This window comes from Streptomyces sp. NRRL B-1347 (genome assembly GCF_000720325.1).
GTDB lineage: Bacteria > Actinomycetota > Actinomycetes > Streptomycetales > Streptomycetaceae > Streptomyces.
In genome coordinates this window covers 41279-60712 of the sequence record NZ_JOJM01000015.1, presented here as the reverse complement: position 1 = coordinate 60712, position 19434 = coordinate 41279, and the positions used below count along the sequence as shown (strand labels likewise).

Here is a 19434-nt window from a genome sequence, read left to right as displayed (position 1 = left end):
CTCTCCCGCACTCCCGGGCGCTGCCCTCAGGCCCCGTCCTCCGCGGCCGAAGACCGCCGGTTCCACGCCCTGGGCGCCCGCCAGTGGTAGCGCATCGCGAGCAGCCGCAGCACGAAGGCCGTGACGATCGCGAGCCCGGTCGTGAAGCCGTTCAGGGCGTCGTAGCGCAGGCACAGGGCGACGATCGCCGCGCCCACGATCGCCGGCACCGCGTACAGGTCGCGGTCCCAGCGCACCAGGGACGGCACCTCGTTGGCGACGATGTCGCGCAGGACGCCGCCGCCCACGGCGGTGGCGAGGCCGAGCGTGGCGGACGCGGTGAGGCCGAGCCCGTAGTCGTACGCCTTCGTGGTCCCGGTGACGCAGAACAGACCGAGGCCCGCCGCGTCGAAGATGTTCACGGCGAGCTGGGTGCGCTCGACCACCGGGTGCAGGAAGAACACGAGGAGCGCGGCGAGCAGCGGGGTGAGGAAGTAGCCGAGGTCGGTGAAGGCGGCGGGCGGGACCGCGCCGATCACCAGGTCCCGGAAGAGCCCGCCGCCCAGCGCGGTGACCTCGGCGAGCACGGCGATGCCGAAGACGTCGAAGTTCTTGCGGACGGCGAGCAGGGCACCGGAGATCGCGAAGACGAAGATTCCGGCGATGTCCAGAGCATGCTGGACGGAGGGGCTGAACAAATCCTGAAGCACGCGTCATTCTCACCCGTCGGGTGAGCTCCCCCTGCCGGGCCGCGCCCGCCCCTCCCCCGGCGGGGCCCCGGGCGGCGCGGAACGGGTGGGTGGGCGGGGCGGCCCGCCCACCCTGCGTCCGGCCTCAGTCCTTGCCGGTGACCTTCTTGGGGGCCGGGACCTCGGCCTCGGTCTCGGCCTCGGTCTCGGAGTCAGCCGAAGCCTCCCCCGAAGCGTCAGCACCCGAAGCCTCCGGCGCGGCCTCAGCGGCAGCGGCAGGCTCGGCCTCCGCCGCGGGCGCGGCCTCCGTCTCCGCCTCGTCGGCCGCCGTCGTGACCGTCACCACGTCGATCGCCTCCCGCGCCACCGAGAGCAGCTTCGTGTCCTCGGGAGCCTGGTCGGGCGCGTTCTCCGGGTGGTGGCAGGCCACCTGGTGGCCGGTTTCGAGCGCGAGGAACGCCGGCTCCTTGACCGCGCAGATCTCCGTCGCCTTCCAGCAGCGCGTGTGGAAGCGGCAGCCGGTGGGCGGGTCGATCGGCGAGGGCACGTCGCCGCGCAGCAGGATGCGCTCGCTCTTGCCACCGCGCCGCTTGGGGTCCGGCACCGGCACCGCGGAGAGCAGCGCCTTGGTGTACGGGTGCATCGGCTTGGTGTAGAGGTCCTTGCGGTCCGCGAGCTCGACCATCTTGCCGAGGTACATCACCGCGATCCGGTCGGACACGTGCCGGATGACCGACAGGTCGTGCGCGATGATCACGTAGGTGAGGCCGAGCTCGTCCTGGAGGTCGTCGAGGAGGTTGACGACCTGCGCCTGGATGGACACGTCGAGCGCGGACACCGGCTCGTCGGCCACCACCAGCTTCGGCTTCAGGGCGAGCGCCCGCGCGATGCCGATGCGCTGGCGCTGACCGCCGGAGAACTCGTGCGGGTAGCGGTTGTAGTGCTCCGGGTTCAGGCCGACGCGCTCCAGCATCTCCTGGACGGTCTTCTTGATGCCGCCCTCGGGCTTGACGCCCTGGAGCTTGAACGGCGCGCCCACGATCGTGCCGATGGTGTGGCGCGGGTTCAGCGAGGAGTACGGGTCCTGGAAGATCATCTGGACGTCGCGGCGCAGCGGCCGCATCCGTGCCGTGCCCAGGTGGGTGATGTCCACGCCCTCGAACTCGACGCGCCCGCTGGTCGGTTCGAGCAGCCGCGTGATGAGCCGGCCCATGGTCGACTTGCCGCAGCCGGACTCGCCGACGACGCCGAGGGTTTCGCCGGACCGCACGTCGAAGGTGAGGCCGTCGACGGCCTGCACGGCCGCGACCTGGCGCTGGAGCAGCCCCTTCTTGATCGGGAAGTGCTTGACCAGGCCCTCGACCTTGAGCAGCGTCTCCGCGGACTTCGCCTCCGACGACTTCTTCGTCTGCTCCGGGATCGTCATCTGTTCGGCTTTCTCCGGCACTGCGGCTTCGTCCCGCGCCGCGTCACGTTTCTCGGTCACAGCTTCGGCGCAATCTCTTCGGTCCAGATCCGGGTGCGCTCCTCGCGCGACATGTGGCAGGCCGAGAAGTGGCCGGAGCCGACCTCGGTCAGTTCGGGGCGCTCCGTCCGCGTGATGTTGTCCTTGGGCACGTCGGCGTAGGGGCACCGGGGGTTGAAGGCGCAGCCGCTCGGCAGGTTGATGAGGCTGGGCGGGGAGCCCTTGACCGGGACGAGGCGCTCGGTCTCCTCGCGGTCGATGCGCGGCATCGAGCCGAGCAGGCCCCAGGTGTAGGGGTGCTGGGGCTCGTAGAAGACCTCCTGGGCCGAGCCGCGCTCGACGCAGCGCCCGCCGTACATCACGAGGAGCTCGTCGGCCATCTCCGCCACCACGCCCAGGTCGTGGGTGATCATGATGACCGCGGAGCCGAACTCCTTCTGCAGGTCCCTGATCAGGTCCAGGATCTGGGCCTGGACCGTCACGTCGAGCGCCGTCGTGGGCTCGTCGGCGATCAGCAGCTCCGGGTTGTTGACGAGCGCCATCGCGATCATCGCGCGTTGGCGCATGCCGCCGGAGAACTCGTGCGGGTAGGAGTCCACCCGCTTGTCCGGCTGCGGGATGCCCACCCGGTCGAGCATCTCGATGGCGCGCTTGCGGGCGACCTTCTTGTCCACGTCGTGGTGGACGCGGTACGCCTCGGTGATCTGCTTGCCGATGGAGTAGTACGGGTGCAGCGCGGACAGCGGGTCCTGGAAGATCATCGCCATCTCGCGGCCGCGCAGCTTGCGCACCTCGTCCGCGGGCGCGCTGAGCAGCTCGGTCCCGTTCAGCCAGATCTCGCCGGACAGCTGCGGCTTGCGGCGGCCGTACTGCCCGGCCGTGTGCAGGCCGAGGATGCCGAGCGAGGTCACGGACTTGCCGGACCCGGACTCGCCGACGATGCCGAGGGTGCGGCCCTTCTCCAGGGTGAAGCTCAGGCCGTCGACGGACTTCACCAGGCCGTCGTCGGTCGGGAAGTGCACCTTGAGATCGCGGACCTCGAGGAAGGCGCTGGGTGCCGCGGAACCGGTGGTGGGCTCGCCCACCGCGGCGCCGCTCTTGCTCAGTTCGGTCATCCCAGCCTCACTCGCGGGTCAATGACGGCGTACAGAAGGTCCACGACGAGGTTGGCGACGGCGATGGCGAGGGCCGCGCACAGGGTGACGCCGAGGATCACGGGCAGGTCCTTGCTGCTGATGGCCCTGACCGCTTCGAGGCCGAGGCCCGGAAGGTTGAAGGTGGACTCGGTGAGCACGGCGCCGCCCATGAGGACGCCGAGGTCGAGTCCGAAGACGGTGAGGATCGGCGTCATCGCGGAGCGCAGGGCGTGTCTGCGGATGACGACGGCCTCGCCGAGGCCCTTGGCGCGCGCGGTGCGGATGTAGTCCTCGCCCAGGACCTCCATCATGGTGGCGCGGGTGAGGCGCGCGTACATCGCGGCGTTGAGGAAGGCGAGCACGATCCACGGCAGGATCAGCGTCTGGAACCAGACGTCGATGCTGTCATCCGTCGAGAGGCTGTCGGCGATCTTCACCCAGCCCAGGTTGTGGACGAAGATGCCCATGGCGACCATGCCGGTGAAGAAGACGGGCAGCGAGACGCCGCCGAGGGCGGTGGTCATCGCGGCGCGGTCCCAGACGGTGCCCCGCTTGAGCGCGGAGACCACACCGGTGGCGACACCGGCGGCGAGCCACAGCACACAGGCGCCGGCGGCGAGCGCGCCGGTCACGGGCAGGGCGTCCTTGAGGGTCTCCCAGACAGGGGCCTCGGTGCGGAAGGAGTAGCCGAAGCAGGGCGCCGGGCAGTGCGTGACGTCACTGCCGTTGCTGTAGTCCCGGCCCATCGGGATGCCCTTGATGAAGTCCCAGAACTGGACGATCAGCGGGTCGTCCAGGCCGAGCTTGGTCCGGATGCCGTCGAGCTGCTCGGCTCCGGCCTGCTTGCCGGCGAAGAGGACGGCGATGTCCTGTCCAGCCCACTTGGGCAGCATGAAGAAGACGGTGAAGGTCGCGAGCAGTACGACCAGCACCATGATGATGACGGCGATCAGGCGCCGGATGAGGTAAGCAAGCACTGTGCGCGGCCCGGCGGTGGCTCCGCGGCCCCCTCGTGAGGGGTGCGGGGCCACCGCCCGGGGCCATCACCTGCCCTTCGGACTGGCGGATATCGGCGGCGGCGGTGTGACGGTCAATCAACTACGGGTGCCACGGCGGGGGAAGCCCGCCGTGGCGGTCGGGCGTTACTTGCTGCTGACGCCGAGCGAGACGTAGTCGTACCGGCCGTTGTAGGCGTCGGACATGTAGGCGTTGGTCAGCCGCGGTCCGCGCCAGGTGATGTTCTTCTCGTACAGGAACGGCATCCAGTCGGCGTCGTCGAGGATGCGCTTGTCGAGCTGCTTGTAGATCTCACCGGCCTTGACCGGGTCGGTCTCGGCGATCGCCTTGTCGAACAGCCCGTCGATCTTCTTGTCCTTGATCTGGGACTCGTTGTAGTTGCCGTTCTCGACCAGGTAGCGCGAGTCGAACAGCGGCTGCGCGTAGCCCTGGCCGGACGGGAAGTCGGGGCCCCAGCCGGACATCTGCATGCTGTAGCCGCGCTTCTTCACCACGGAGGGCGAACCGGTGATGCTGGCGGAGTCGGCGCCGTCGAGGGACTCGACGTCGATGTTGATGTTCGCCTTCTTCAGCTGGGCCTGCAGCGCCTCGGCGGCGTCGACCTCACCCGGGTTGTTGTTGCGGGCGGTCAGCTTGGCGCTGAAGCCGTTCGGCTTGTCGCACTGCTTGAGCTCGTCCTTGGCCTTGGCCAGGTCCGGCTTGCCCTTGCGCTCCAGGACGCCGTAGGGGTCGTAGTCGCTGTAGCCCGGGATCGCCTTGGGGAAGGTGCTGTTGGCGATGTCACCGGCGGCGAGCTTGCCGCCGCGGGTCTGCTGGAGGCTCGCGAAGTCCGTGGCGTAGAAGACGGCCTTGCGGCAGTGGACGTTGTCGAACGGCTTCGCCGTGTGGATCAGGGCGACGTAGCGCACGAAGGACGTGTGCATGTTGTCGACGCTGTCGCGGTGCTTCTGGACGGCGGTGACGCGGCCGGACTGGGTCATGCCGGTGCCGTTGAGGTCGACGTCGTAGTCGCCGGCCATCAGACGCTTGTCGTTCTCCTCCAGGTTGGCGGAGATGGTGACGTCGATCTTGTCCGGCAGGGCCGGGCGGATCGGGTCCGAGGCCTTCTTCCACTTGTCGTTGCGCACGAGCACGATCTTCTTGCCGGGCTTGTACGTCTCGAACTTGTACGGGCCCGCGGAGAACGGCCGCGAGGTGTACTTCGCCTTGGTGTCCTTCGCCGCCTTGACCGGGGAGCCGGACGGCATCGCGAGGAACTGCTCGAAGTCACCGTTGCGCTTGGGCAGCTTGAAGATGATGGTCTTGTCGTTCGGCGTCTGGATCGCCTTCAGACCGAGCTTGTCCGCCGACTTGTCCTTGTAGGGACCCGGGTACTCGCCCTTGGGGTCGAGCGCCTGGCGCAGGTAGCCGGGGCCGCCGGTGATGGTGTCCTTGGCCCAGATGCGCTCGATCCCGTACTTGATGTCCTTGGAGGTCAGCGGCGAGCCGTCCTCCCAGGTGAGGCCGTCACGCAGCTCGTACGTGTAGGTCTTGCCGTCGGCCGAGATCTTCGCGGTGGACTTGGCGAGGTCCGGCACCAGCTTCGTGCCCGCCTTGCCCGGCTTGGTGTCGTACGACACCAGCTGGCGGGTGTAGAAGCGCATGAAGTCCCAGGACATGCCGTAGTACGCGCGCTGCGGGTCGGCCGAGTCGAGGTCCTGCTTGCCGACCATGCGCAGGGTGCCGCCGGTCTTCTTGGAGGGCTTGGCGACCTTGTTCAGGGCGGCGTTGTAGCCGGCGCCCTTCCCGTCGCCGTCGCCGTCACCGTCGCCACCGCCGCAGGCCGTGGTGGTCACCAGCGCCGCGACGACGAGGGCCGCGCCCGCGGCGAGCCGCCTTTTCGGGGGAAGTGTGGGCATTTTCTCGCAACCTTCCAGATTCGCGGTTCCCTGGCTTATCGCTGCCGAAGAACCATGGAAAGAGCCACCTGACCAGCGGCAGGGGCAAGTCGGTCGGGTCTGCTAGCGGGTTCCCTTGGGGTCGAGCGCGTCGCGCAGACCGTCCCCGAAGAGGTTGAAGGCGAGCACCGTGATGAAGATCGTCACACCCGGGAAGACCATGAACATGGGGTCGTGCTCGTACGTTTCGAGGGCGTCGCGCAGCATGCCTCCCCAGGAGGCGGTCGGCGGCTTGACACCCGCGCCCAGGAAGCTGAGGGCGGCCTCCGTGAGGATGTTCGTGGGGATCATCAGCGTCGCGTAGACGGTGATGGGGGCCACGAGGTTCGGCAGGAGTTCGCGGAACAGGATGTGGCGCCGGCCGCCGCCGAGGCTCTTGGCGGCCTCCACGTACTCGCGTTCCCTGAGCGAGAGCGTCTGGCCGCGCACGATGCGCCCGATGTACGGCCAGCCGAAGAAGCCGATGACCAGGACGAGGATCGCGACGCGCACGCTCGTCCCTTCGAGCCCGAGGAAGTCGTCGGGAAGGACCGAGACCAGGGAGATGATGAACAGCAGCTGCGGGAAGGAGAGCAGCACGTCCATCACGCGGCTGATCAGGGCGTCGATCCAGCCGCCGAAGTAGCCGGCGATGATCCCGAAGAGGGTGCCGAGCACGACGGCGACGATCGCCGCGAGGAAGGCCACGAGCAGCGAGATGCGTGCTCCGTAGACGATCCGGCTGAACACGTCGCGGCCCTTGTTGGGCTCGACTCCGAAGAGGTAGTCGCTGCTCACGCCGCCGAACGAGCCCGTGGGCAGGTTCGTCAGCGGGTCCAGCTTCTCCTGGTGGAAGTCGTTCGGCGGGTGTCCGAGCACGCTGACGATCAGGGGTGCGAACACCGCCACGAGGACCAGGAGGACCACCGTGATGCCGCCCGCGAGGGCGACCTTGTCGCGCTTCAGGCGGTTCCAGGCGATCTGCGTGAGGGAGCGCCCCTCGACCTTCTTCCCCCCTGCACCAGCTGCGGGGGCGACTTCCTCCGTGGGTTTCGCGTCCGCAGGTGTGTCATGCAATGGCGCCGTCATCGTGGCAGGGACCCCTCTCAACCGGCGGTGACCGGCCCGCACTTGCCGCTGTAGCGACGTGATCAGTCCGTCGTACACAGGGGCGAAGGCCCCTTGGAGCGGGAGTCTTCAACGGGGTCGTGATCTGTTACCAGACTTGTCGGGGAATGGATGCGCAACCGTGATGCTGATCGAGGTGTTCCGTTATCCGGACGTCACTGAACGCCGGGCGAACACGGGGCAGTTGTGGGCACAGGCACCACGCGCGTCCATACGCTCACTCCTGCCCCAGAAGGGGACATCGTGCACGTCGACGCTGATCAGGCCATCACCAGGAAGCGGAATCCAGCCACCACCCGTGATGCACGGCGCGGGGCACGCGAGGGGATTGCTGCCGCTTAGGTCCAATATGTCTCAGTATTGGGCGGGATAGCCGTATCCGCCTGCGGCGGGGGCCGGGGACGCCTGCGCGTCGCGGTCGTAGAACGGCCGGGCGTTGGCGCGCAGCCACAGCGCGACCGGGTCGTGCGGATCGGCCATCGCGACGGTCGAGACGGGCAGGCCCTCGGGGACGGCGCCGATGGACTGCTGCATCATCGCGCGCACCGAGTCGACGGACGCGGGCGAGGTGTCGTACACGTCCAGGCCGATGGCCAGATAGGGGGCGCCGAGCACCGGCTGCACCCAGGCGCGGCGCAGCGCGCGGACGGCCGGGGTGCGGTGCGCGTTCTGGCTCAACAGCGCGTAGAACTGCGGGAGTTCGATGGTCGGATCGGCAAGCCGCAGCGGGCCCGCGGGCTGGGCCGCGAGGCCGCTCGCGATGCGCCGCAGATCGAGCCAGGGGACGCCGACGCCGCCGCCCGGGGCGTGCGGATTGAGCCACAGGCCGTAGTGGTCCGGGTACAGGGCGCGCGCCACGTCGAGGCCGCCCACCACCTCGTAGCCCCGGTTCCAGCCGCTCGCGGAGAGCTCCTGGGCGGAGGTCACGCACGGTGCGTAGCCGTACCCCTCCACCTCCATGTTCCCGTACTGGGCGTCGGGGGATCCGGCCTGGCCGTGCCAGAGCAGCATCCACACCTTGTCGTCGGCGAGAGCGTGCAGGAGCGCCTCGTACGCGTCATAGCGCCCCGGCGTCACCTGCCGCAGCATGTGCTCGACCTGTCCGGCCGCAGCGGTGCCCGACGCGCTCACCCGTAACCGCCCCTTCGCGACGTGCCCTGCGCGGTCGTTGCGCCGACCGCGTCACCGGGAACAGCTTAAGCGGGACGTCGCGACTTAGCGCTTGAACGGCTTTGCCGTGCTGTGCCGTGCTGTGCCGTCGGGCATCTGCGGCCTCGTTGTGGCTGGTCGCGCAGTTCCCCGCGCCCCTTCGGGGCGCCGCCCCCGCTAGCCCGCGGTGAAGAACGGGCGGAGGCGGGCCTTCATCCAGTCGCCCACCGGGTCCTGTGCCACGTCCAGGAGGACCAGGTTGACCGGCCACGGGACCGGGGCCCGGCCGAGGGCGCGGCCCAGGGCCTGCATGGGCAGCTCCCTGGCGTCCCCCTCCCAGGAGGACAGCTCGACGCCGATGAAGAGGGTGGGCGCCTCGTCCTCGACGGTGGCGAGGCAGCGCCGCGCGCCGAGCACCGCGCCCGTCGCCTCGAACTCCTGGGCCGCGGCGGACAGGAAGTCCACCGGGTCGTCCTGCCAGTCCGGTTCGTAGAGCCGCACCCGGCCGCCGCTCGCGGGCCCGTCCAGCTCCGTCCGGCCCGCCCGGCACAGCACGGCCACCGCGGCGGGCGGCAGCGGCACCGCGACCGTGCCCTCCGGGTTCAGCGCGATGCCGAGCTCCGGCGCCAGGCCGCGCGCGAACTCCACCGCCGGCGCCACCGTGCAGCTCATCCGCCCCCCGGTGGCCTGCTGGAACTCCTGCTCGGAGGTGAAGACGGGCACGTACGCCTGCCCGTCGAGCTCCAGCGTCGGCAGGTCGAGCGTGCCGCTGTCGGGCCCGCCCCCGTTCGGCAGCGGGATCCACAGCGTGCTGCGGCCGAGCACCTCGATCATGCGGGCGCCCGTCGCCTCGGACGGCGGCGCGCCGAGCGAGGCGGCGAGCACCTCCTCCAGTTCGTTGGCGGGCCAGCCGCCGTACGGATGGGCGTGCGCCTGTGCCGGTACGTCCCCCGGAAATTCCATCTGTCTCGACCCCTGCTCTCCGTGCTGTCCTGCGGCCCGACCCTAACGCCGGCCGGCACGCGCGGCACGGCCTACCCGTCCTGGCCCTCGAAGCCCAGCTCGTGCAGCGCCCCCGCCGCCTCCCGGTCGAGCAGCACGGCCGCGCCGCAGCCGCGCGGCAGCTGCCCGCGCTCGGCGGCCCCGACCAGGCGGCCGACCGTCCTGCGGTGCCGCGCGAAGGCGTACCGCGAGACGCCGCGGCCGCGGGCGCGCTGGCCGTCGAGGGCGACCGGCGCGGGCACGTCGAGCAGCAGCAGGTGCAGCGTGGCCCCGCGCCGGGCCGCCGCGCGGGCGAGCCAGCGGCGCACCCAGGGCTGCGTACCGCAGTCGTGGACGACGACGCCGGTGCCCGCGCGCAGGGTGCGGCGCAGGTGTGCGTAGTGCGCGACGCGGACGAGGGGGCGGTAGAGCGCGTACGGGATCCGGCGCGGCACGCGGGCCGCCCAGCGGTCGCGGGTGTCCTGGGAGTCCACGCGCGGGCCCGCGACGGCGCGCCGCATCAGCGTGGACTTGCCGCTGCCGGGCAGTCCGGAGACCACCACGACGTCGCCCGCGGCGAACACCAGGCGGCGCGGGCCGCGCCCGGCGCGGTCCCTGAGGTCGCGCACCACGGCCCGCGGGGAGCCCGTGGCGGCCTCGCGCGCCGGACCCGCGGGGGCGCCCGGCTGCGGGGGCAGCGCGACGCCCGCGCCGGGCAGCACTGCCCCCGCCTTGGGCAGCGAGACGCCCGTGGTCGTCGCGTAAGCACTGCTCCTGCGCACCGTGATCGGCCTCCCCATGCTCGTCACGTCACTCATCCCCAGTACTTCTCCGTCGACTGTAAAGAGAAGGTAATGCCTTACGAAGACGACAACGGGGGACTCCCTGGTTGCGGCTGTTGTGAAGCGGGGGCGCGTGCAATGATGTGCGCGCCAACTCCATACCGGCCGCTTGAATCCGCGCGGGAGAGTCCCCGGTGACGCGTGAGCGTCGTGGGGCGCCGAAGGAGCAAGTTCCTCCCTTGAATCTCTCAGGCCCCGTACCGCGCGGGCGAGGCACATCTGAAAAGCGAGCCACTCCCCCGACGCGCGCGTCCAGCGCGGCCAGCGGGGCGGCTCCACCCAAGGTGCAAGTCATGCTCCGTTATACGCGCGGGGCATGGTGAACCTCTCAGGTTTATGACAGATGGGGAGGACAGACCTCGCCCGTCATGCCCTGGAGCCAGTACTGATGAGTCAGACCGCAAGCGCCCCACGTCAGACCGCCCTCGACGCCCTGCACCGTTCCCTGGGCGCCACCATGACCGACTTCGCGGGCTGGGACATGCCGCTGCGGTACGGCAGCGAGCGCGACGAGCACAACGCCGTGCGCACCAAGGCCGGCCTCTTCGACCTCTCCCACATGGGCGAGATCACCGTGACCGGCGCCCAGGCCGTGGACCTGCTGAACTTCGCGCTCGTCGGCAACATCGGCTCCGTCTCCGTGGGCCGCGCCCGGTACACCATGATCTGTCAGCAGGACGGCGGCATCCTGGACGACCTGATCGTCTACCGCCTGGCCGAGACCGAGTACATGGTCGTGGCCAACGCCTCCAACGCCCAGACGGTCCTGGACGCCCTCACCGAGCGCGCCGCGGGCTTCGACGCCGAGGTCCGCGACGACCGCGACGCCTACGCCCTGATCGCCGTGCAGGGCCCGGAGTCCCCCGGCATCCTGAAGTCCCTCACGGACGCCGACCTGGACGGCCTGAAGTACTACGCGGGCCTGCCGGGCACCGTGGCGGGCGTCTCCGCCCTGATCGCCCGCACGGGCTACACCGGCGAGGACGGCTTCGAGCTGTTCGTGCGGCCGGAGCACGCCGAGAAGCTGTGGCGGGCGCTCACGGACGCGGGTACCCCCGTCGGGCTCGTGCCATGCGGTCTCTCCTGCCGCGACACGCTCCGCCTGGAGGCGGGCATGCCGCTGTACGGGAACGAGCTGACGACGTCGCTCACCCCCTTCGACGCGGGCCTCGGCCGGGTCGTGAAGTTCGACAAGACGACCCACGCCGGCGACTTCGTGGGCCACGACGCCCTGAAGGCCGCCGCGGAGCGCGCCGCGGGCGCGCCCCCGCGCAAGCTCGTCGGCCTGATCGCCGAGGGCCGCCGGGTCCCGCGCTCGGGCATGGACGTCGTGGCGAACGGCGAGGTCATCGGCAAGGTCACCTCCGGCGCCCCGTCGCCGACGCTCGGCAAGCCGATCGCGATGGCGTACGTCGACCCGGCCCACGCCGAGCCGGGCACGGCGGGCGTGGGCGTGGACATCCGCGGCACCCACGAGCCGTACGAGGTCGTGGCGCTGCCGTTCTACAAGCGGCAGAAGTAGCGCGCGCCCCGCGCCGGACTGATCACAGCGGAGGCGCCGGGCCCGGTTTCGTCCGCCGGTGTCCCGTCCGTCCCGTCTCACTCCGTAAGACTGCACATCCCCGCGTTCATCAGCACACGCCCGCGTACAGGAGAATTCACGCCATGAGCAACCCCCAGCAGCTGCGTTACAGCAAGGAGCACGAGTGGCTGTCGGCCACCGAGGACGGTGTGGCGACGGTCGGCATCACCGAGTTCGCGGCCAACGCGCTCGGTGACGTCGTCTACGCCGACCTGCCGTCCGTCGGCGACACCGTCACCGCGGGTGAGACCTGCGGCGAGCTGGAGTCGACGAAGTCGGTCAGCGATCTGTACTCGCCGGTTTCGGGTGAGGTCGTCGAGGCCAACCAGGACGTTGTGGACGACCCTTCCCTGGTGAACTCGGCCCCCTTCGAGGGCGGCTGGCTGTTCAAGGTGCGCGTCTCGGAGGAGCCGGGCGACCTGCTCTCCGCCGACGAGTACACCGCGTTCGCAGGCAGCTGACCACGGCGTAAGGACTGATCTTCCGATGTCGCTTCTGAACACTCCTCTCCACGAGCTCGACCCGGACGTGGCCGCGGCCGTCGACGCCGAGCTCCACCGCCAGCAGTCCACCCTGGAAATGATCGCCTCGGAGAACTTCGCTCCGGTCGCGGTCATGGAGGCCCAGGGCACGGTCCTCACCAACAAGTACGCCGAGGGCTACCCGGGCCGCCGCTACTACGGCGGCTGCGAGCACGTCGACGTCACCGAGCAGATCGCGATCGACCGGGTCAAGGACCTGTTCGGCGCCGAGTACGCCAACGTCCAGCCGCACTCCGGCGCCTCCGCCAACCAGGCCGCCCTCTTCGCGATCGCCAAGCCCGGCGACACGATCCTCGGCCTGGACCTGGCGCACGGCGGCCACCTCACCCACGGCATGCGCCTGAACTTCTCCGGCAAGCAGTTCAACGTGGTCGCGTACCACGTGGACGAGGCCGGCCTGGTCGACATGGCCGAGGTCGAGCGCCTGGCCAAGGAGAACAGCCCCAAGGTGATCATCGCGGGCTGGTCCGCCTACCCGCGCCAGCTCGACTTCGCCGAGTTCCGCCGGATCGCCGACGAGGTCGGCGCGTACCTGTGGGTCGACATGGCGCACTTCGCCGGTCTCGTCGCCGCGGGCCTGCACCCGAACCCGGTGCCGTTCGCGGACGTGGTCACCTCCACCACGCACAAGACGCTCGGCGGCCCGCGCGGCGGCATCATCCTGGCCCGCAACAAGGACTTCGCGAAGAAGCTGAACTCGGCGGTCTTCCCGGGCTTCCAGGGCGGCCCCCTCGAGCACGTGATCGCGGCCAAGGCCGTCTCCTTCAAGGTCGCGGCCTCGGACGACTTCAAGGAGCGACAGGAGCGCACCCTGGACGGCGCCCGGATCCTGGCCGAGCGCCTGGTCCAGGACGACGTCAAGGAGCACGGCGTCGCGGTCCTGTCCGGCGGCACGGACGTGCACCTGGTCCTGGTGGACCTGCGCAACAGCGAGCTCGACGGCCAGCAGGCCGAGGACCGCCTCCACGAGGTCGGCATCACGGTCAACCGCAACGCGGTCCCGAACGACCCGCGCCCGCCCATGGTCACCTCCGGCCTGCGCATCGGCACGCCCGCGCTCGCCACCCGCGGTTTCGGGGCCGAGGACTTCCGCGAGGTCGCGGACGTCATCGCCGAGACCCTCAAGCCGGACTTCGACGCCGCGGCCCTCGCGGCCCGGGTGTCCGCTCTGGCCGCGAAGCACCCGCTGTACCCCGGCCTGAAGTAGTTTCGTACGCTTTTATTGGTACGGACTTCCGGGGCACCGCGCACACTGGACATGAGGACGGTGTACGCGGTGCCCCGCACCACGTGTCCCACCAGCAGTCCCGCAAAGCCCGCGTAGCACCGCCGAGCCCGTAGCACCGCCCTCGCACGACCGGCAGACAACGGCGTCTACCACCCACCATTGGAGTTCTCTCGTGGCCATCTCGGTCTTCGACCTGTTCTCGATCGGCATCGGCCCGTCCAGCTCCCACACGGTCGGTCCGATGCGCGCGGCGCGCATGTTCGCCCGCCGCCTCAAGAACGAGGGCCTGCTGGCCCACACCACGGCCATACGGGCCGAGCTGTACGGCTCCCTCGGCGCCACCGGCCACGGCCACGGCACGCCCAAGGCGGTCCTGCTCGGCCTGGAGGGCGAGTCCCCGCGCACGGTGAACGTGGAGTCGGCCGACGACCGCGTCGAGGAGATCAAGAGCAGCGGCCGCATCAACCTGCTCGGCATGCACGAGATCGACTTCGACTTCGACGAGGACCTGGTCCTGCACCGCCGCAAGGCCCTGCCGTACCACGCCAACGGCATGACGATCTTCGCGTACGACCGCGAGGGCGCCCTCGTCCTGGAGAAGACGTACTACTCGGTCGGCGGCGGCTTCGTCGTGGACGAGACCGTTCTCAATCAAGAGGGCGCGACCGGGGAGAACCCGATCGTCCCCGACGACACGGTCCTGAAGCACCCCTTCCGCACGGGTGACGAGCTGCTGCGCCTGGCCTCCGAGACCGGCCTTTCCATCTCCGCCCTGATGCTGGAGAACGAGAAGGCGTGGCGCACGGAGGAGGAGATCCGTGCCGGGCTCCTCGACATCTGGGGCGTCATGCAGGCCTGCGTCTCGCGCGGCATGTCCCGCGAGGGCATCCTGCCGGGCGGCCTGAAGGTCCGCCGCCGGGCCGCGCACTCCGCGCGCCAGCTGCGCGCCGAGGGCGACCCGCAGGCGCGCGCGATGGAGTGGATCACGCTCTACGCGATGGCGGTGAACGAGGAGAACGCCGCGGGCGGCCGCGTCGTGACCGCCCCGACGAACGGCGCCGCGGGCATCATCCCGGCCGTCCTGCACTACTACATGAACTTCGTGCCCGGCGCCGACGAGGAGGGCGTCGTCCGCTTCCTCCTCGCGGCCGGTGCCATCGGCATGCTCTTCAAGGAGAACGCCTCCATCTCCGGCGCCGAGGTCGGCTGCCAGGGCGAGGTCGGCTCCGCCTGCTCGATGGCCGCGGGCGCCCTCGCCGAGGTCCTCGGCGGCTCCCCGGAGCAGGTGGAGAACGCCGCCGAAATCGGCATGGAGCACAACCTCGGCCTGACCTGCGACCCGGTCGGCGGCCTCGTCCAGATCCCGTGCATCGAGCGCAACGGCATGGCCGCGGTGAAGGCCGTCACCGCCGCCCGCATGGCCATGCGCGGCGACGGCTCCCACAAGGTGTCCCTCGACAAGGTCATCAAGACCATGAAGGAGACCGGCGCCGACATGAGCGTGAAGTACAAGGAGACGGCGCGCGGCGGCCTCGCCGTGAACATCATCGAGTGCTGAGCCGGAGCCCCTCAGGGGGCCTGGTTGTGGGCGATGAGTGACTCCACCAGGCCGGCGCGGGTGTTCGGGTAGTCCATCGGTACGATCCCGAGCCCGCGCCAGGCGCGGCCCTCCGCGCTCTCCAGGAGGGCGTGCGCCTTCGGGTTGAGGGCGTCGGCGTTCCAGCGCGGCGGCAGGCCCGCCGCCGTGCTCACGAAGTTGACGTACTGCTTTCCCGGCTGGCTCGCGGCCTTCCGGAAGTGGGCCTCGATCTTCGGGTACTTCGCCGCCGGGGCGGCGTTCCAGTCGTCCTGGAGGTCGAAGAGGCCGCCGTCGCCCCACCGGATGCCGCCCGGCAGGCCGCCGTTGTCGGCGATGAGCACGACGCGGCCGCGCACATCGCCCAGGCGCGGCCAGGCCTGGCCGATGTGGAAGAGGGAGCGCCAGCCCCGCCGGTCCAGATAGTCGTCGAAGATCGCGCGGAACGTGCCGTCGCTCTCTTGCGAGTACTCCTGCTTGACCCGCATGAGGACGGTCTCCGCGGGCTGGGCGGCGAGGAAGTCCCGGCAGGCGCCGAGCACGTCGTCGAAGTTCAGGTTCTGGTAGAACGCCGCGTGGTGGATGGTGAAGGAGCCCTCGAAGGCCCGGCACCGGATGTCGAGGAACCGTATGCCGGAGGCCAGTTGCTGCCCGAGCGTGGTGTTCTGGCACTCCACCCACCAGCCGCCGAACCGGGCGCCGGAGTCGTGCGTGCCGGGAATCGTGAGGCGCTGCAGGGGAGTTGAGGCGTCGATCCCCGCCAGCCAGTCGCGGCCGTCGAGAGGGCGGGCGACGGCCCGCGCGGCGGACGTGCCGACGAGGGCGGCGGACGCGGTGGCACCGGTGGCGGCGAGGAAGGTGCGACGGCTGAGGGCCATGTGGGTTCCCGTGGGGGTGGGGGGTGTGGGAAGGGCCCTCAGTATGGATGGGAACGCCTGTAGCGGGGAACGGTCAATCCACAGTCAACAGTTCACGTTTCACTGACCGCCGGGGCGAACCCCCCACGGCCCACGTTCCCCGGCCGCGACCCGCTTCCCTCCCCCCACCTCCGGAGGTCACCCGTGCTCCGCGGCATCGACGTCAGTTCCCACCAGTCGTCCTTCTCGACCGAAGGCGTCTCCTTCGTCATCGTCAAGGCCACCGAAGGCCGCACCTACATCAACCCACGCCTGTCGGCCCAGACGAAACGCGCCCGTGACGCCGGCTGCGTCACGGGCTTCTACCACTTCCTGTGGCCGGGCAACATCACGGCCCAGGCGGAGTACTTCGTGGCCAAGGCCCCGGAGAAGGCGGGCGACTTCCTGGCGGTCGACTGGGAGTGGACGGGCGACCACACGGCCGCGACGAACGCGGAGAAGGACCGCTTCATCAAGGAGGTGAAGCGCCTGCGCCCGAACCTCCGGACGATCCTGTACACGAACCGCGACTTCTGGCTGAACCGGGACACGACGTCGTACGCGGGCGACGGCCTCTGGATCGCCGACTACGTGACGGCGGGCAAGCCCCGCATCCGCGCCGAGTGGCGCATCCACCAGTACACGTCCACGCCCCTGGACAAGAACGTGGCGGACTTCGCGACCAAGGACGCGATGCGGGACTGGGCCACGCCCTAGCCCCGGCCCGTAAGGCGCCCCAGCGTCACTTCCAGCTCCGCCCGTGCCACCCGCTCCGCCTCGTCGCCGTCCCCGGACTCGACGGCCCGTACGAGTGCGTCGTGCGCCTCGTCCCCGTGGTCGGACTCCTCCCGGCGGACGTCGATGAGGTCGAGCAGGTCGATGAGGCCCTGCCGGAGGGCGGGCGCGAACTGGGCGAACAGGTCCGTGAGGACGGGGTTGTGCGCGGCCGCGACCACGGTGGCGTGCAGGGCGATGTCCGCGTCGATGAACGCGGCGTCGCCCCCGCCCGCCGCGGCCCGGCGCGCCGTGAGCGCGGCCCGCATCGCCGTGACGTCCGCGGGCGTGCGGCGGGCGGCCGCGAGCCGCGCCGCCTGCACCTCGACGAGGGCCCGCACCTCGTACACGTCACCGATCGCGGCGGCCCGCAGCCGGGCGGGCCAGTCCTCGACAGGCTCGGTGGCGGTGACGAAGACCCCGGCGCCCTGCCGCGCCTGCACGAGCCCGGCCCCGGCGAGCGCGCGCAGCGCCTCGCGGACCGTGGAGCGGCCGACGCCCAGCTCCTTGGCGAGGGTCGTCTCACCGGGAAGCTTCGCGCCGACCGGCCACCCGCCCCCGGTGATCTGGTCGCGCAGCCGCTCCGTGGCCTGTTCGACGAGGGGGCTGGCGCGGAGGGCGCCGAGCTGCGGCGCCGGGGGCTTCGGTGAGGTCACTCCAGGAGTGTACTTGTCTGAGGAGTACTTGTCTGAGGACCTGAGGTCTGCCTACGCTGGGGCGCGTGATCTCGTACCCGTGGAATCCCCAGCGCCCCAGCCCCATGCCCACGCACCGCTACGTGCCGTTCGAGGACCGGGTCGACGTCCCGCTCCGGGAGCGCCGCTGGCCCGCCAACACGCTCACCCGCGCGCCCCTGTGGGTCCCCGTCGACCTGCGCGACGGCAATCAGGCCCTGGCCGAGCCGATGGACACCGCGCGCAAGCGCCGCCTCTTCGACCTGCTCGTGTCCCTGGGGTTCAAGGAGATCGAGGTCGGCTATCCGTCGGCGAGCCGGGCGGACTTCGACTTCGTCCGGCACCTGGTGGAGCTGGTGCGCTCCGGAGCCGTACCGGACGACGTCACGCCCGTCGTGTTCACCCCAGCCCGCCCCGAGCTCATCGACCGCACCTTCGAGGCCGTCGCGGGGCTCCCGCGCGTCGTGGTCCACCTGTACATCGCCACCTCGCCGGTGTGGCGCGAGGTCGTGCTCGGCAAGGACCGCGCCGCGGTCGCCGCCACCGCCCTGGAGGCCGCCGCCCGCATGGCCCGCCTCGCGGACGCGCGCCCGGACGCCGACATCCGCTTCCAGTTCGCGCCGGAGACCTTCAACCTCACCGAGCCCGACTACGTCCTGGAGCTGTGCGACTCCCTCACCGAGCTGTGGGACGCGAGCCCGGACCGGCCCGTCACGCACAACCTCCCCGCGACCGTGGAGATAGCAACGCCGAACGTGTACGCCGACCAGATCGAGTACATGCACCGGCACCTGGCCCGGCGCGACTCCGTCATCCTGTCCGTGCACCCGCACAACGACCGCGGCACCGGCGTCGCCTGCGCCGAACTCGCGCTGCTCGCCGGGGCCCAGCGCGTCGAGGGCTGTCTGTTCGGCAACGGCGAGCGCACCGGCAACGTCGACCTGGTGACGCTCGCGCTCAACCTGTACGCGCAGGGCGTCGACCCCATGCTCGACCTGTCCGACATCGACGCGGTCCGCGAGGTCGTCGAGCACTGCAACCGGCTCCCCGTGCACCCGCGCCACCCGTACGCGGGCGACCTCGTGCACACCGCGTTCTCCGGCACCCACCAGGACGCCATCGCCAAGGGCCTGGCCCACCACGCCAAGCGGGCCGCCGACCTCGGCGTGGAGCCGGGCCACGCGCCCTGGAGCGTGCCGTACCTGCCGATCGACCCGGCCGACGTCGGCCGCTCGTACGAGGCCGTGATCCGGGTCAACTCCCAGTCCGGCAAGGGCGGCACCGCGTATCTGCTGCGGACCCGGCACGGGCTCGACCTGCCCGCCGGGATGCGCCCCGACGTGGCCCGCGTGGTGCAGGAGACGACCGACGGCAGCGGCCGCGAAGCCCGCCCCGACGAGCTGTACGAGCTGTTCCGCAGCACGTACCTGGCGCCGGGCAGGCCGGGTTCCGGCGGCCCGGTGTCGGTCCTGTCATGGGCCGCGGACACCGCCCCCGACGGCCTGCACCGCTGTGTGTGCACCCTGGACGTGCACGGCCGGCCCGGCGACTTCGAGGGCGTCGGCAACGGCCCGCTGTCCGCCTTCGTCGCCGCGCTCGGCGCCGCGGGCATCGCCGTCGACGTCCTCGACTACAGCGAGCACGCCCTGGCCTCGGGCGGTACCAGCGAGGCGGCGGCCTACGCGCGCTGCCGCGTCGGCGGAGCCGACGACGTCTGGGGCGCGGGCGTGGACACCTCGCTCCTCACGGCGTCGGTCCAGGCGGTGGTGTCGGCGGTGAACCGGGGGCTCCGACACCGGACGTCGCAGGCGTGAAACGTCGGACGGGCCAGGGGAACCCTGGCCCGTCCGGTGGTGCGAG

Annotated in this window: 17 protein-coding genes and 1 riboswitch; of the genes, 6 read left to right on the top strand and 11 right to left on the bottom strand. The window is 70.8% G+C overall.

The window, feature by feature from the left end; genetic code table 11:
- Positions 1–26: 26 nt before the first annotated feature.
- The 9 genes from IG74_RS0115625 to IG74_RS0115585 form a co-directional block, all read right to left on the bottom strand.
- On the bottom strand, positions 27–689 hold the full coding sequence (locus IG74_RS0115625; RefSeq protein WP_030676279.1) for a trimeric intracellular cation channel family protein: 663 nt from the start codon (positions 687–689) through the stop codon (positions 27–29).
- A 124-nt stretch (positions 690–813) separates the two neighbouring features.
- Entirely contained in the window at positions 814–2094 is a 1281-nt protein-coding gene (locus tag IG74_RS0115620) for an ABC transporter ATP-binding protein (protein WP_051854933.1), read from the bottom strand.
- 56 nt (positions 2095–2150) lie between these two features.
- Positions 2151–3248, bottom strand: a complete 1098-nt coding sequence (locus tag IG74_RS0115615) for an ABC transporter ATP-binding protein (RefSeq protein WP_030676275.1) — start codon at positions 3246–3248, stop codon at positions 2151–2153.
- A complete protein-coding gene (locus tag IG74_RS0115610) occupies positions 3245–4246 on the bottom strand; it encodes an ABC transporter permease (RefSeq protein ID WP_030676272.1) in 1002 nt (333 codons plus the stop codon). Before IG74_RS0115610 ends, IG74_RS0115615 begins: the two co-directional genes overlap by 4 nt.
- Positions 4247–4411: 165 nt before the next feature.
- Positions 4412–6184 (bottom strand): ABC transporter substrate-binding protein, encoded by a 1773-nt coding sequence (locus IG74_RS0115605; protein ID WP_030676268.1) that lies wholly within the window; start codon positions 6182–6184, stop codon positions 4412–4414.
- A 102-nt stretch (positions 6185–6286) separates the two neighbouring features.
- Positions 6287–7291, bottom strand: coding sequence for an ABC transporter permease (locus IG74_RS0115600; protein ID WP_030676265.1), 1005 nt, complete (start codon positions 7289–7291; stop codon positions 6287–6289).
- 393 nt (positions 7292–7684) lie between these two features.
- The gene (locus tag IG74_RS0115595; protein WP_030676262.1) at positions 7685–8461 is read right to left on the bottom strand and encodes an enhanced serine sensitivity protein SseB C-terminal domain-containing protein; all 777 of its coding nucleotides are present in this window, start codon (positions 8459–8461) and stop codon (positions 7685–7687) included.
- Between the two features lie 195 nt (positions 8462–8656).
- On the bottom strand, positions 8657–9442 hold the full coding sequence (locus IG74_RS0115590; RefSeq protein WP_030676259.1) for an enhanced serine sensitivity protein SseB: 786 nt from the start codon (positions 9440–9442) through the stop codon (positions 8657–8659).
- A gap of 71 nt (positions 9443–9513) precedes the next feature.
- On the bottom strand, positions 9514–10278 hold the full coding sequence (locus tag IG74_RS0115585; RefSeq protein WP_234334339.1) for an AAA family ATPase: 765 nt from the start codon (positions 10276–10278) through the stop codon (positions 9514–9516).
- Positions 10279–10412: 134 nt separating this feature from the next.
- Positions 10413–10515: riboswitch (glycine riboswitch) on the top strand.
- Positions 10516–10690: 175 nt separating this feature from the next.
- Between IG74_RS0115585 and gcvT the strand changes: the two genes are divergently transcribed.
- From gcvT to IG74_RS0115565, 4 genes are all read left to right on the top strand, one after another.
- Positions 10691–11824: a glycine cleavage system aminomethyltransferase GcvT gene (gcvT, locus tag IG74_RS0115580; protein ID WP_030676253.1), complete on the top strand. Its 1134-nt coding sequence runs from the start codon at positions 10691–10693 to the stop codon at positions 11822–11824.
- 143 nt (positions 11825–11967) lie between these two features.
- Entirely contained in the window at positions 11968–12345 is a 378-nt protein-coding gene (gene gcvH, locus IG74_RS0115575; protein ID WP_030676249.1) for a glycine cleavage system protein GcvH, read from the top strand.
- 25 nt (positions 12346–12370) lie between these two features.
- A complete protein-coding gene (gene glyA / locus IG74_RS0115570) occupies positions 12371–13633 on the top strand; it encodes a serine hydroxymethyltransferase (protein ID WP_030676246.1) in 1263 nt (420 codons plus the stop codon).
- Positions 13634–13826: 193 nt separating this feature from the next.
- Positions 13827–15212: an L-serine ammonia-lyase gene (locus IG74_RS0115565; protein WP_030676243.1), complete on the top strand. Its 1386-nt coding sequence runs from the start codon at positions 13827–13829 to the stop codon at positions 15210–15212.
- A gap of 11 nt (positions 15213–15223) precedes the next feature.
- Here IG74_RS0115565 and IG74_RS0115560 read toward each other — a convergent pair whose 3' ends face one another.
- Complete coding sequence (locus tag IG74_RS0115560; RefSeq protein WP_030676240.1) at positions 15224–16108, bottom strand: phosphatidylinositol-specific phospholipase C; 885 nt, start codon at positions 16106–16108, stop codon at positions 15224–15226.
- Positions 16109–16291: 183 nt separating this feature from the next.
- On the opposite strand from IG74_RS0115560, the gene IG74_RS0115555 reads away from it, so the two are divergent.
- Positions 16292–16843: a glycoside hydrolase family 25 protein gene (locus IG74_RS0115555; protein WP_030676237.1), complete on the top strand. Its 552-nt coding sequence runs from the start codon at positions 16292–16294 to the stop codon at positions 16841–16843.
- Here IG74_RS0115555 and IG74_RS0115550 read toward each other — a convergent pair.
- Positions 16840–17556: a FadR/GntR family transcriptional regulator gene (locus IG74_RS0115550; protein WP_030676233.1), complete on the bottom strand. Its 717-nt coding sequence runs from the start codon at positions 17554–17556 to the stop codon at positions 16840–16842. The genes IG74_RS0115555 and IG74_RS0115550 overlap by 4 nt on opposite strands.
- Positions 17557–17660: 104 nt before the next feature.
- Between IG74_RS0115550 and leuA the strand changes: the two genes are divergently transcribed.
- Positions 17661–19388 (top strand): 2-isopropylmalate synthase, encoded by a 1728-nt coding sequence (gene leuA / locus IG74_RS0115545; RefSeq protein ID WP_199818835.1) that lies wholly within the window; start codon positions 17661–17663, stop codon positions 19386–19388.
- The last annotated feature ends 46 nt before the right edge of the window (positions 19389–19434 follow it).